This window comes from Rummeliibacillus sp. GQ308 (assembly GCF_059759115.1).
The window spans coordinates 856,691-869,752 of the sequence record NZ_JCAXDQ010000001.1; the positions used below are offsets into that span (position 1 = coordinate 856,691).

Below are 13,062 nucleotides of genomic sequence, written 5' to 3' on the forward strand. Positions count from 1 at the left end.
TTATGAAAGATCAAGCTCAATCATTAAGAATGAAAATGCAGCAAAATGCCCGGTTAGGAAAATCAATTGCCGTTGTGAGCGGAAAAGGTGGGGTAGGAAAGAGCAATTTTACTACTAACTTTTCTAATATGCTAATGTCCTATGAAAAAAAAGTGATTATTATTGATATGGATATTGGAATGGGAAATGTCCATATTTTATTAGGTAGAAGTGCTCGCTATAGCTTAAAAGATTACTTGCAAGGCGAAGTGACACTTGAAGAAGTGATATATGATGGACCCAATAATTTGAATTATGTCTCTGGTGGGACGGGATTAGCAAGCATTTTAGAATGGACAGATGAAATGGTTGATCGTCTGCTTCTTGCTTTTGCAAAACTACAGAAAGACTACGACTATATCTTATTTGATATGGGAGCTGGCGCCACTAACTGGTCTTTAGACTTACTAAATGCTGTTGATGACATTATTGTCATTTCTACCACAGAGCCGACATCCATAACAGATGCATATTCTATGATGAAGTATATTCATTTTAAAGATCGAGAAAAAAATTTCTATTTGCTTTGTAATAGAGTAATAACAAATGAGGAAGGAACCGATACATTAATTAGACTTAAACAAACAATGGCGCGTTTTTTGTCAAAAGACGTAACTATATTAGGATCCTTGCCTGAAGATCCTATAGTTCCGAAAGCTGTAAAACAACAAGAGCTTTTTACAATCTTATATCCCAATAGCAAGATTGCTAAAACAATGGAAGATATTACGAAGAGATATATAGAAGGGCATGCTTATGACGGCCTTATAACGCAACAGCCAAATAAGTTTATTTCTAAATTAAGAAGTATTTTTTTAAAAGGGCGTGATTAGTTGTCTATTATTCATTCCAAATCATTATTAATTGTCGATGATTCAGCATTTATGAGAAAGTTGTTGTCTGACTTTTTTGCAGATCATCCATATATTCGGGTTGTTGGCACAGCGAGAAACGGAATGGATGCAATAAAGAAGATTCAAATGTTGAAGCCTGACATTGTCACAATGGATATTGAAATGCCATTAATGAATGGCCTTGAAGCTTTAAAAGTTATTATGAAGGACCATCCACTGCCTGTGATTATGTTGTCTAGCGCAACCCAAAGTGGGGCAAAAAGCACGTTTGAAGCGATGGATGCCGGTGCAGTAGATTTTATTCCAAAGCCAAGCGGCGCTATTTCACTTGACTTAAAGGATATTAAATCGGACATTATCCGTATTGTAGAAAATGCAGCTACTGTCCATGTGTCTAAGTTGACGAAAAAAAGAGCACCAATAGATGAAAAGTTCAACATTTCAAAAAATTTATTGGGAGATCAAAAAACAGTAAAGCCTTTAAATGAATCAAATGTTAAAACCCAAACGAGTACATCATCAACACAAAAAAGTTGGCATACAAATGCTAAAAAAATCGTATTGATTGGCACTTCAACAGGAGGACCGCGTGCACTGCAAGAGGTCATCCCCTACTTGCCTCAAGATATGAAAGCACCTGTCATTATCGTTCAGCACATGCCGATGGGCTTCACCAAATCATTGGCTAACCGGTTGGATCAATTGTCCAAAATTCGAGTGAAGGAAGCAGAGCAAGGAGACATTTTGCAAAATGGTGTAGCATATATAGCTCCTGGAGGTTATCATCTTCGCCTTCGGAAAGTCGCAAAAACATATGCAATTGAACTGGACAATGTAGAACCACCAAATGGAGGTCATCGTCCTTCTGTCGATATTATGTTCGATAGCGTTAGCCAGTTTAATGATCTCGACAAAATAGCTGTTATCATGACTGGTATGGGTTCTGACGGGACAAAGGGCTTGCAGGCTCTGAAAAGAAACGGAAATGTGAAAGCAATCGCCGAATCAGCTAATACAAGTGTTGTATATGGAATGCCTAAAGCTGCCTATGCGACAGGTTTGGTAGATGAAGTAGCAGATTTACACGATATTTCAAAAACAATAATGAAATATTTGACTTAAGGGAGGACTCTTCATGGATACAAATCAATATTTAGAGGTCTTTATTGATGAGAGTAAAGAACATCTTCAATCATGTAACGAAAATTTGCTGGCTCTAGAACAAAATCCACATGATCTAGCTATCGTAAATGAAATATTTCGGAATGCCCACACCCTAAAAGGGATGTCTGCCACAATGGGATTTGAAGACCTAGCAGACTTAACACACAAGATGGAAAACGTATTAGATGGTATCCGCAATGAAAAAATTACAGTAACGCCAGAAATTCTAGATGTAGTATTTGAATCCGTGGATCATCTTGAAGCAATGATTGATGATATCTCTGGCGGAGGTGATGGGAAAAGAGATGTTACGAGCACTGTACAAAAATTAAAAATGATTGAGAACGGTGAAGAAATCGTACAAGCTTCTGATGCGAAAGAGGAAGTACAAGAATCTGGACCATCTTCAAATGAGGCTTTGCAATTTGATGAATTTGAATTAACAGTGCTTCAGCAATCTCGCGAGCAAGGTTTTCATACATATGAGATTGCCGTCATGCTACGTGCTGACTGTCTTTTAAAGGCTGCCCGTGTTTATATGGTATTTGATATTCTTGAAAAATTGGGTGATGTGGTGAAATCTTCGCCATCTGTAGATAAATTGGAAGAAGAACAATTCGACCAAGAATTCCACGTTGCCTTTATAACCAAAGAGCCAATTAACGACTTACAAAGTAAGCTAATGAAGGTTTCTGAAGTTGAACGGATTACTATCACGCCAATTGATGAATCAAAGGCTAATGAAGAGGCTGCAGCTACAACGGCAGAAGAAACAGCAGAAGTAGTTTCTAAAGATGAAAAAACAACCAAAGAGACTCCAGTCCAAAAAGCAGCAAACTCAGTACCAAATAATAAGGTCACAGAGAAGAAAAGTGCCCAAGGTAGTAAAACAATCCGCGTTAACATTGAGCGATTGGATATTTTGATGAACTTATTTGAAGAGCTTGTAATTGATCGTGGGCGTTTACAATCAATTGCTGGTGAATTGAATCATGGCGAGTTGAATGAAACCGTAGAAAGAATGGCACGCATTTCTGGCGACTTGCAGAATATTATTTTAACCATGCGCATGGTGCCAGTTGAAACAGTATTCAATCGTTTCCCAAAAATGGTGCGTCAGTTAGCCCGCGATTTGCATAAAAAAGTTAATCTTGAAATCATCGGTGCAGAAACTGAATTGGATAGAACAGTTATTGATGAAATAGGTGATCCGCTTGTCCATTTAATTCGCAATGCTTTAGATCATGGTGTAGAAGATCCAGAAGCACGTAAGAAAGCTGGCAAAACAGAACAAGGTAATATCGTTTTGCGCGCTTATCATAGTGGTAACCATGTATTTATCGAGCTTGAAGATGATGGAGCTGGAATCAATAGAGAACGAGTTTTAGAAAAAGCGATTGCTAAAGGAATTGTTACAGCTGAAGCTGCAGAATCAATGTCAGATCAACAAGTGAATGAATTAATTTTGTCTTCAGGCTTTTCAACAGCTTCAGTTATTTCTGATATATCTGGTCGTGGAGTAGGCTTAGATGTGGTTAAATCTACAATCGAGTCATTAGGCGGTAATATTACGATTGAATCTGTAGAAGGCAAAGGTTCATTATTCTCTATACAGTTACCACTGACACTATCGATTATTTCAGTGATGCTTGTTGAAATTGAAAAAGAAATTTATGCTATTCCGCTCTCATCTATTATTGAGACATCAATTATTCGGAATTCTGACATTATGAATGCGCATAATCAAAAAGTAATCGATTTTCGCGGGAAAGTTGTGCCTTTATTATTCCTTGATGAATTCTTTGATGTACCTCGCCCAGAACCAAAGCATGATGAATTCCATTCTGTAGTTCTTGTGCGAAAAGGAGAAAAAATGGCAGGATTAGTGGTCGATTCGTTTATAGGCCAGCAAGAGATTGTGTTGAAATCATTAGGAAATTACTTAACAAATGTATTTGCCATTTCGGGGGCTACTATCCTTGGAAACGGCCAAGTAGCATTAATTGTAGACTGTAATTCACTAATTAAATAATGTTTAGAAGGTTAGGTGAGCACTTTGGAAAAAGCAGTAGATTTGGATAGTGTGAAAGTTATTGTGTTTCAATTAGGGGAAAAAGAGTATGCCATTCCAGTGAACCAAGTGCAAGGCATTGAAAAAGCGATGCATATTACGCGCGTACCTAAAACGCCCAGCTACGTTAAAGGTGTCATTAATCTAAGAGGTGTGGTAACACCCATTATTGATTTGCGCGACCGGTTCAACGTGAAATCAACGGTAGAAAATGATGATACACGCATTATAATTATATCCCTAGATGATATGGAAGTAGGTTTTATTGTAGATGCTGCCAATGATGTGATGGATATCCCGACGAGTTCAATTGAACCTCAGCCTGAAGTGGTCGGCTCATTCGAGGAAGAATTTATATCAGGCGTAGCAAAGACAGATAAAAGGCTTCTTATTCTATTAAATTTAGAGAAAGTACTTCATACCTTAAAATAAGGGGGCATTTTCTTGTCTTTTAAAAATAATATCACCTCCGTTCATTTAGATGTATTGAAAGAGATTGGAAATATAGGAGCAGCGCATGCAGCTACTGCTCTTTCTAATTTATTGAATACAAAGATAGATATGAAAGTTCCATATGTTAAAATGGCTTCATTTAATGAAATTATGGAATTTGTTGGCGGTGCAGAAAGTGTTGTTGTAAGCATTTATCTTCGAATCGAAGGCGATGCAACCGGAGGGATGTTCTTCATCCTATCAGTTGAACAAGCCAACCATTTTATTCGCAAATTAATACATGATGACAAATTTGACTTTCAAGATACAAATGTATCGGATATGGGCATTTCAGCTATGCAAGAGCTTGGCAACATATTATCAGGTTCTTATTTATCATCCTTATCTGATTTTACAGGGTTAAAGATTCAGCCTACCCCACCTGCGCTGACAGTAGATATGTTCGGTGCCATTATAAGTTATGGGTTAATTGAACTTTCGCAAATCGGTGACCATGCAATAGTCATTGATACGACGATTTTTGAAGAACATATGGAAGGCTCAGAATCCGTACATGGACATTTCTTTTTATTACCGGATCCTGAATCTTTCGAAACAATCTTTAGTGCATTAGGGGTTTTGTAAAATGATAGAAAGCGTGAGCACCGTAATAAAAGTTGGAATTGCACAAATGGATATAGTCAAGTCGCCTCACACGATCCGCACATCAGGCCTAGGTTCATGCGTTGGCGTCGTTTTATACGATGAATTTAAGGGTATTGCTGGGTTAATCCATGTAATGTTGCCGGATTCATCCCTTTCACGAAGCGATTCTCTAAATGTAGCAAAATTCGCTGATACGGCAATACCGGCCATGCTTGAGCAGTTAAAAAGAGAGGGCGTTCATCCTTTTCGGTTAAAGGCTAAAATTGCAGGAGGCTCCCAAATGTTTCAATTCGCTACAAATAGAGAATCAATGCGAATCGGGCCAAGAAATGTAGAAGCAGTCAAACAACAACTGAAAAATTTCTCTATTCCTATTGTAGCTGAGGATACAGGCGGTAACAGCGGCAGAACGATTGAGTTTGATACAGCCAATTCATTATTGCAGATTCGCACGGTCAACCAAGGAGTGAAGGAGATTTAATGGCGGGTTCTATTTTTTACAATTGGTGGGCAGCACTAGCTGCTTTCACGATTTACTTTTTTTGCAACCTTCAATCGGGTGATACACCCACTCAAATTCTTATCCAAACATTTATCATTGCGTTAGTCGTTTTTATCGCTTCTTTTCTTGTACGTTATTTGATTGCTTTTGTTATGTACACACCCACTGAAATTGAACAAGAAGAAAATCCAAGCAATGAACATATTGAAGTCAATGAAGAGATGGAAAAAGCTGATCTAGAAGTAAATACAGAAAGCCAAGCAGAGGAGCTGGCGAAAGCAGTGAAGAGTATGATGGCGCAAGATGAATAATATTAAAAAGGGAGCATATAATTTGGCTCCCTTTTATAGTAAGTATTTGATATAATATGGTTAAATATTAGGGGGGATACGAAATGCAAACAACCACACAAGAAGAACAGAAACTTTGGCAAAACTGGGCAGCAACACGCGATCCTCATGCAGGTGATCTACTAATAAAAAAATATACACCCCTCGTTTCGTATCATGTACAGCGAATAGGTACAAATCTACCAAAGAATATCTCAAAAGATGAATTAACGAGTCTTGGAATGATGGGGTTGTTTGATGCACTTAATAAATTTGATATTAACAGAGATTTAAAGTTTGATACATATGCCTCTTTTCGTGTTCGTGGCGCGATTATTGACGGCCTACGAAAAGAAGATTGGCTTCCACGCTCTGCGAGGGAAAAGTCTAAAAAAATGGAGTTGCAAATTGAGGCAATGGAGCAACAATTAGGGCGCCATGTCACCCCTGAAGAAGTTGCAGAGCAATTAAATATAAATGTTGATGATGTGTATCAGACGATGCAAGAACATTTTATGTCTAATATATTGTCAATTGACGAACATAATACTGACCAAGACGATACTGAGATTAAGTCTTTTGCTATAAGAGACCATCTTACAAAAACCCCTGAAGAGGAAGCAGTACGAACAGAACTTTTACAGGATTTGGTTGAAAGTATTTTAAAATTAAATGAAAAGGAACAGCAAGTCCTCAGCTTATTTTATACAGAGGAACTGACACTTACTGAAATTGGGGAAATGCTTCATCTTTCCACTTCCCGCATTTCACAAATCCATTCAAAAGCAATCTTTAAGTTGCGCAAAATATTATCTGCTGAAATGCCAAATGAATAGCCGATAGGGGACAGTAGGATGAGTTTGAAATTTGTTGAGTTGCAAATAGCCTTGCCTAAAACCTTTGAAGCAGGCAAAATATCGGAACAACACCAGCAACAAGCCCTGCTAGGACAGGAATTAGCAAGCAGAGCACATCAAAAACAAGAAGCTAGAAAGAGGACATCTGTCTCAGAATCCAGTCCAACTGGAAAAGCTAAAAAGGAAGCTGTCGCTCATAGAACTGAGTCTGCCTCCCAGGAAAATAATGAAAAAAACAGCGCTAAGATCAATGATTTAACGCATCCTTTTGCAGGACATTTAGTAGATTTTAAAGGGTAGGTAAAAATATGGTAATAGGTATAGTCTTTTTGTTTATCACTCAAGTTTTAAGCTTTTATTTTATTGCATTACTTTATGTCAAAATTTCTCGTTTAAGAGATATAGAAACTCATCAGACAAAAGTCAGAGATGAATTGGAGGCTTCCCTTGGTGCTTATTTAGCGGAGATAAGAGATGAGAATGACCGTCTCATTGCAGAGTTGGCAACCAAAACACATCAAACGTTTGAAAACAGAACTAGCAATGAAAAAGAAGGTCAGAAGAAGGACCACCCTCTAGTAGAAGAAAGCAGCTTCAATAACTTTAAAATGCCACGTAATAGCGTGGCAAAGGCCTACCAAAAAAATACTAAAAAAAATACGCCAAAAGCAACTTTTCAAGATCATTTGGCCGTAAACATGGAACAGCCCAAACCATTAACAATGGAAGAAACGGTAAAAAAATATTATCGTAGCGGGAAGTCTGTGGATGAAATTGCAAAGCTCCTTCAAAAAGGGAAAACTGAAGTAGAGTTGCTTTTAAAGTTTGGGCAATAATATTTCTTGCAGAATACCAGGTGATATGATATATTATCAAATGGTGTTACATTACACACGTATTCTGATATAGGAGAAGGTGCTCGAATTTCGAGTTGCTCTTATAAAGGACGAATGCGGCGGACAAAAAAACCATATCAGGAGGAACTATCATGTCAGTAATTTCAATGAAACAATTACTAGAAGCTGGTGTACATTTCGGTCACCAAACACGTCGTTGGAACCCAAAAATGAAAAAATATATTTTTGTGGAACGTAACGGAATTTATATTATCGACTTACAAAAAACAGTTAAAAAATTAGAAGAGGCTTACGACTTCATGCGCCAAGTTGGCGAAGACGGCGGTAAAGTACTTTTCGTTGGTACTAAAAAACAAGCTCAAGAAGCAATTAAAGAAGAAGCAGAACGTTCAGGTAACTACTATATCAACCAACGTTGGTTAGGTGGTACTCTTACAAACTTCGGTACAATCCAAAAACGTGTTGCACGTTTGAAAGAGATCGAAAGAATGGAAGAGGACGGAACTTTTGAAGTTCTTCCTAAAAAAGAAGTTGTTCAACTTAAAAAACAACACGAACGCCTTGTTAAATTCTTAGGTGGTATCCGTGACATGCACGCTCTACCAGACGTTATGTTTGTTGTAGATCCTCGTAAAGAACGTATTGCAGTAGCGGAAGCTCGCAAATTAAACATTCCGTTAGTAGCAATGGTTGATACAAACTGTGACCCAGATGAAATCGACTACGTTATTCCTTCAAATGACGATGCGATCCGTGCTGTAAAATTAATTACTTCAAAAATGGCAGATGCTTTAATCGAGTCTAAACAAGGCGAAGAAGAAGCAGTTCCAGCTGAAGAGGTTGCAGCTGAGTAATTTCTGATTAAAAAACAGGTGATAAGCGGCTAAACCCTCTTATCACCTTTTTTTGAGAATAATAAAAATAAAGTGGAGCTTTGCTTGCTTTATAAACCAATGAACGCATAATAGAAAACGGCCGTAACTTTTTTGGTAAGGGTACCAATCTATTAAAGCAGAAAGTTGGTTTAATGCTAATTATTGGGGTATTCTTAAATAAACACACAGTGTACTGATGTCTCTTTATTTGCTGGATTATATAATTTAAGGAAATATTGCATTAGCATCTACACCGGACGTTGGACTTAAGTTCCCTATATAGCTGGAATAATTCATGTGAATTTATAAGGAGGAATTTTCAATGGCAGAAGTAACTGCAAAAATGGTTAAAGAATTACGCGAAAAAACTGGTGCTGGTATGATGGATTGTAAAAAAGCATTAGTAAAAGTAGATGGAGATATGGAAGCGGCAATCGACTTCTTACGTGAAAAAGGTCTTTCTTCAGCTGCTAAAAAAGCAGATCGTATCGCAGCAGAAGGTACAACTTATATCGAAGTAAAAGGAAATGACGCTGTACTTTTAGAAGTAAATGCTGAAACAGACTTTGTTGCTAAAAACGAAGGATTCCAAAAATTGGTTAAAGAATTAGCGGATCACTTATTAGCTGCAAAACCAGCTACTCTAGAAGAAGCTATGGATTCAAAAATGGAAAACGGTGCAACTGTTGCTGAACATATTTCCCAAGCAATAGCTACTATCGGTGAAAAAATCACTCTTCGTCGCTTTACAGTTGCTTCAAAAACAGATGCAGATGCATTCGGCGCTTACTTACACATGGGCGGACGTATCGGTGTGTTAGCTGTTCTTGAAGGTACTACTGATGAAAACGTAGGAAGAGATGTTGCAATGCATATTGCTGCATTAAATCCAAAATACATCGCTCATGACCAAGTTTCTGAAGAAGAAATCGCTCATGAACGCAAAGTATTAACTGAACAAGCACTTAACGAAGGTAAACCAGAAAATATCGTAGCAAAAATGGTTGAAGGCCGTCTTCGTAAATATTTCGAAGAAATTTGCGTACTTGACCAAGCATTCGTTAAAAACCCAGATCAAAAAGTGGGCGACTACATCAAATCTGCTGGCGCTACTTTAACTTCTTTCGTGCGCTATGAAGTTGGCGAAGGAATTGAAAAACGCGAAGACAACTTTGCAGAAGAAGTAATGAGCCAAGTAAAAGGCAAATAATATATTCGTATGAATAGCAAAAAAAGTAGGGAGCACATCTTTTTCGTGTTCCCTCTTTTTCAAGAAAAAGCATGATGGAGGTTCCAAAGAGTATGCAGCAGTACAAAAGAGTAGTCATTAAGCTTAGCGGAGAAGCCCTTGCCGGAGAAGAAGGGTTTGGCTTATCTCCTAAAATCGTCAAATCAGTTGCAGAGCAAGTGAAAGATGTAGTAGAGCTTGGAGTAGAAGTAGCATTAGTAGTAGGTGGCGGAAATATTTGGAGAGGCAAAATTGGTGCTGAAATGGGCATGGAACGGGCAAATGCTGATTATATGGGCATGTTGGCCACTGTAATGAATGCTTTAGCATTACAAGATTCACTTGAAAATCTAGATGTACCTACTCGCGTACAATCATCAATTGTTATGACGCAAGTTGCTGAACCTTATATTCGCAGAAAAGCAGTTCGCCATTTAGAAAAGAAACGTGTTGTCATTTTTGCAGCAGGAACAGGAAATCCTTATTTCTCTACTGATACTACTGCAGCTTTACGTGCAGCTGAGATTAATGCAGATGTCATTTTAATGGCTAAAAATAATGTAGATGGCGTATACTCTGCAGATCCAAGAATAGATACAGAAGCAGTGAAATATGAACAACTAACATACTTAGAAGTTATTCAGCAAGGACTACAAGTAATGGATTCAACAGCATCCACTCTTTGTATGGATAATGATATCCCACTTATTGTGTTCTCTATTACTGAAAACGGTAATATTAAGCGCGCTGTGTTGGGAGAAAACATTGGAACAATCGTGAGGAGGAACCCATAATGTCGAAGGAAGTTTTGGCGAAAGCTGAAGAGAGAATGGACAAAGCAATACAAGCATTTAGCCGTGCACTAGCAACAATTCGTGCAGGCCGTGCAAATGCTTCTTTACTAGACCATGTAAATGTGGAATACTACGGTGCACCAACACCTATTAATCAGCTTGCTGGCGTCTCTGTGCCAGAAGCACGTCTTCTAGTAATCCAACCATACGATAAATCTGTACTAGGTGAAATTGAAAAAGCTTTATTGAAGTCTGACATCGGCATTACACCAACTAACGATGGTAACGTCATCCGTCTTTCAATTCCTGCTTTAACAGAGGAACGCCGTAAAGATCTTGTGAAACTAGTGAAAAAAGAAGGCGAAGATGCAAAAGTTGCTATTCGTAATGTACGCCGCGACGCAAACGATGATTGCAAAAAACTAGAAAAAAACGGCGAAATTACTGAAGACGATTTGCGTGGATATTCTGAAGATATCCAAAAATTGACTGATGCCAACATTGAAAAAGTAGATCAAATCGCTAAAGAAAAAGAAAGCGAAATCCTATCCGTTTAATCATAGAACCTTGTCTTTTTCAAGGCGTCCTATAACTCAGGGACGTCTTTTTTGTTTTACATGCTCCTTATGAAGAAAGCGCATTTAAGTTGATACATAGCTTTCCCTAATACCTATCCATTTAGATTGGCTCTAAGTTTTAGGCTAAGCATCTTTTTTGTTTAGATTAAGGAAATTAATTGTTATTTTTGGTATGATAGAGGAAGTATACGTTCCGATTTGTAAGTTAGTGGAGGATTCTAAATGTTAGATAAATTCGGATGGAAGAAAACTGAAAAAAAAGACCTGTCATTGCAAGCGCAAATGGAACTGATTCAAATGCAAGAGGTGCCAAAGCATATCGCGATTATAATGGATGGTAATGGTCGCTGGGCAAAAAGCCGAGCTTTACCACGCTTTATCGGGCATCGTGAAGGCATGCATAATGTACGTGTGATTACAAAAGCTGCGAACGCCATTGGGGTTGGAGCGATTACACTATATGCTTTTTCTACAGAGAATTGGAAAAGACCATCAACTGAGGTAGATTTCTTAATGCGTTTACCGGAAGAATTTTTGGCTGACTTCCTGCCCGAGTTAATGGAGTTAAATATTCGGGTCGAAATGATTGGCGAAATGGATGGGTTGCCTTCGCATACAAGTCGAGCTGTGCAAAATGCAATGGATAAAACGAAAGATAATACAGGCATGGTGCTTAATTTTGCATTTAATTATGGTAGCCGCAGAGAAATGGTTCTGGCAGTACAAAAGATCGCGAGCCTTGTACAGCAAGGTGAACTTAACATGTCATCAATAACTGAAGAAACAATTTCTGAACAATTAATGACGTCAAGTATTGGGGATCCAGATTTACTAATACGAACAAGCGGTGAATACCGAGTAAGTAACTTTTTATTATGGCAACTCGCATATACGGAGTTCTTTTTTTCTGATATACACTGGCCAGAGTTTAAAGCGGAGCATTTGTACAGTGCAATAATTGATTACCAAAAACGCAATCGCCGTTACGGGGGATTGAAAGGAGAATAATGAAAGTTGAAACAGCGGATTATCACAGCAATTATTGCTGCGCTTTTATTTATTCCATTCGTGGTATACGGAAATTTGCCGTTCACACTATTAGTGTATGTGATGGCAGCGATTGGATTATATGAAGTTTTAAAAATGAGAGGAATAGCTTTACTGTCAGTTCCCGGAATTATTACGTTACTGCTACTATTTGTAGTATTAATGCCGAAACAATGGAGCTTACAACTACAAGAAGCCACTTCTTTTTCGCAAATAGAATACATGTTTATAGCAGCAATTCTATTGCTGATTTATACTGTCTTTGTAAAAAATAGTTTTACCTTTGATGATGTAGGATTCTTGGTAATCAGTGCATTGTATGTAGGAATTGGCTTTCATTACTTCATTACTGCAAGGGTGGAAGGATTGGCATTTGTTGTTTATGCATTGGTCATCGTGTGGACAACGGATTCTGGCGCCTATTTTGTCGGAAGAAAATTAGGCAAACGTAAATTATGGCCGGAAATTTCACCGAATAAGACTGTTGAAGGCTTTTTGGGTGGCATTGTGGTTGCAGTCATTGCAGCTTTAATATTCCAGGCAATTGTAAAGCTAGATTATTCATATGTCACAATTATACTTATTTCCATTGTTGCGTCCATATTTGGCCAGTTAGGGGATTTGGTAGAATCTGCTATTAAACGGCATTATGACGTGAAGGATTCCGGTAAAATCCTTCCTGGACACGGTGGCATTTTGGATCGTTTTGATAGTATCTTATTTGTTTTGCCACTGCTTTATTTTTTACACTTTATTGGTTAAGGGTGAT

Annotated in this window: 16 protein-coding genes; all 16 read left to right on the plus strand. The window is 38.0% G+C overall.

Translation table 11 applies throughout. The annotated features are described in order from the left end of the window. The first annotated feature begins 2 nt into the window (after positions 1-2). The 16 genes from AC6CHJ_RS04075 to AC6CHJ_RS04150 all read left to right on the plus strand — a co-directional run bounded on the left by AC6CHJ_RS04075 (position 3) and on the right by AC6CHJ_RS04150 (position 13,055). A complete protein-coding gene (locus AC6CHJ_RS04075) occupies positions 3-872 on the plus strand; it encodes a MinD/ParA family protein (RefSeq protein ID WP_066785648.1) in 870 nt (289 codons plus the stop codon). A gap of 51 nt (positions 873-923) precedes the next feature. Beyond that, positions 924-2,015 carry a protein-glutamate methylesterase/protein-glutamine glutaminase gene (locus tag AC6CHJ_RS04080; protein ID WP_498288509.1) on the plus strand — a complete coding sequence of 364 codons (1,092 nt, stop codon included), beginning with the start codon at positions 924-926 and terminating at the stop codon, positions 2,013-2,015. Between the two features lie 13 nt (positions 2,016-2,028). After that, positions 2,029-4,089, plus strand: coding sequence for a chemotaxis protein CheA (locus AC6CHJ_RS04085; protein WP_498287375.1), 2,061 nt, complete (start codon positions 2,029-2,031; stop codon positions 4,087-4,089). 24 nt (positions 4,090-4,113) lie between these two features. Further along, positions 4,114-4,560: a chemotaxis protein CheW gene (locus tag AC6CHJ_RS04090; RefSeq protein ID WP_147194123.1), complete on the plus strand. Its 447-nt coding sequence runs from the start codon at positions 4,114-4,116 to the stop codon at positions 4,558-4,560. Between the two features lie 12 nt (positions 4,561-4,572). Next, positions 4,573-5,205 (plus strand): chemotaxis protein CheC, encoded by a 633-nt coding sequence (locus AC6CHJ_RS04095; protein ID WP_066785654.1) that lies wholly within the window; start codon positions 4,573-4,575, stop codon positions 5,203-5,205. A 1-nt stretch (position 5,206) separates the two neighbouring features. After that, entirely contained in the window at positions 5,207-5,707 is a 501-nt protein-coding gene (locus AC6CHJ_RS04100; protein WP_147194121.1) for a chemotaxis protein CheD, read from the plus strand. Then, positions 5,707-6,039: a hypothetical protein gene (locus AC6CHJ_RS04105; RefSeq protein ID WP_147194120.1), complete on the plus strand. Its 333-nt coding sequence runs from the start codon at positions 5,707-5,709 to the stop codon at positions 6,037-6,039. Before AC6CHJ_RS04100 ends, AC6CHJ_RS04105 begins: the two co-directional genes overlap by 1 nt. A gap of 83 nt (positions 6,040-6,122) precedes the next feature. Next, positions 6,123-6,893, plus strand: a complete 771-nt coding sequence (locus AC6CHJ_RS04110) for a FliA/WhiG family RNA polymerase sigma factor (RefSeq protein WP_147194119.1) — start codon at positions 6,123-6,125, stop codon at positions 6,891-6,893. Between the two features lie 18 nt (positions 6,894-6,911). Continuing rightward, entirely contained in the window at positions 6,912-7,214 is a 303-nt protein-coding gene (locus tag AC6CHJ_RS04115) for an RNA polymerase subunit sigma (protein WP_147194117.1), read from the plus strand. 29 nt (positions 7,215-7,243) lie between these two features. Next, the gene (locus tag AC6CHJ_RS04120; protein WP_498287377.1) at positions 7,244-7,750 is read left to right on the plus strand and encodes a hypothetical protein; all 507 of its coding nucleotides are present in this window, start codon (positions 7,244-7,246) and stop codon (positions 7,748-7,750) included. Positions 7,751-7,902: 152 nt separating this feature from the next. Then, positions 7,903-8,625, plus strand: coding sequence for a 30S ribosomal protein S2 (gene rpsB / locus AC6CHJ_RS04125; protein WP_066785674.1), 723 nt, complete (start codon positions 7,903-7,905; stop codon positions 8,623-8,625). Between the two features lie 343 nt (positions 8,626-8,968). Then, positions 8,969-9,856, plus strand: coding sequence for a translation elongation factor Ts (tsf, locus tag AC6CHJ_RS04130; protein ID WP_066785683.1), 888 nt, complete (start codon positions 8,969-8,971; stop codon positions 9,854-9,856). Between the two features lie 74 nt (positions 9,857-9,930). Continuing rightward, positions 9,931-10,668, plus strand: a complete 738-nt coding sequence (gene pyrH / locus AC6CHJ_RS04135) for a UMP kinase (protein ID WP_066785685.1) — start codon at positions 9,931-9,933, stop codon at positions 10,666-10,668. After that, positions 10,668-11,225, plus strand: coding sequence for a ribosome recycling factor (gene frr / locus AC6CHJ_RS04140; RefSeq protein ID WP_147194113.1), 558 nt, complete (start codon positions 10,668-10,670; stop codon positions 11,223-11,225). The genes pyrH and frr overlap by 1 nt, the downstream gene beginning before the upstream one ends. A gap of 243 nt (positions 11,226-11,468) precedes the next feature. After that, complete coding sequence (gene uppS, locus AC6CHJ_RS04145; protein ID WP_147194111.1) at positions 11,469-12,254, plus strand: undecaprenyl pyrophosphate synthase; 786 nt, start codon at positions 11,469-11,471, stop codon at positions 12,252-12,254. A gap of 6 nt (positions 12,255-12,260) precedes the next feature. Continuing rightward, the gene (locus tag AC6CHJ_RS04150; protein ID WP_498287380.1) at positions 12,261-13,055 is read left to right on the plus strand and encodes a phosphatidate cytidylyltransferase; all 795 of its coding nucleotides are present in this window, start codon (positions 12,261-12,263) and stop codon (positions 13,053-13,055) included. Positions 13,056-13,062 lie beyond the last annotated feature (7 nt).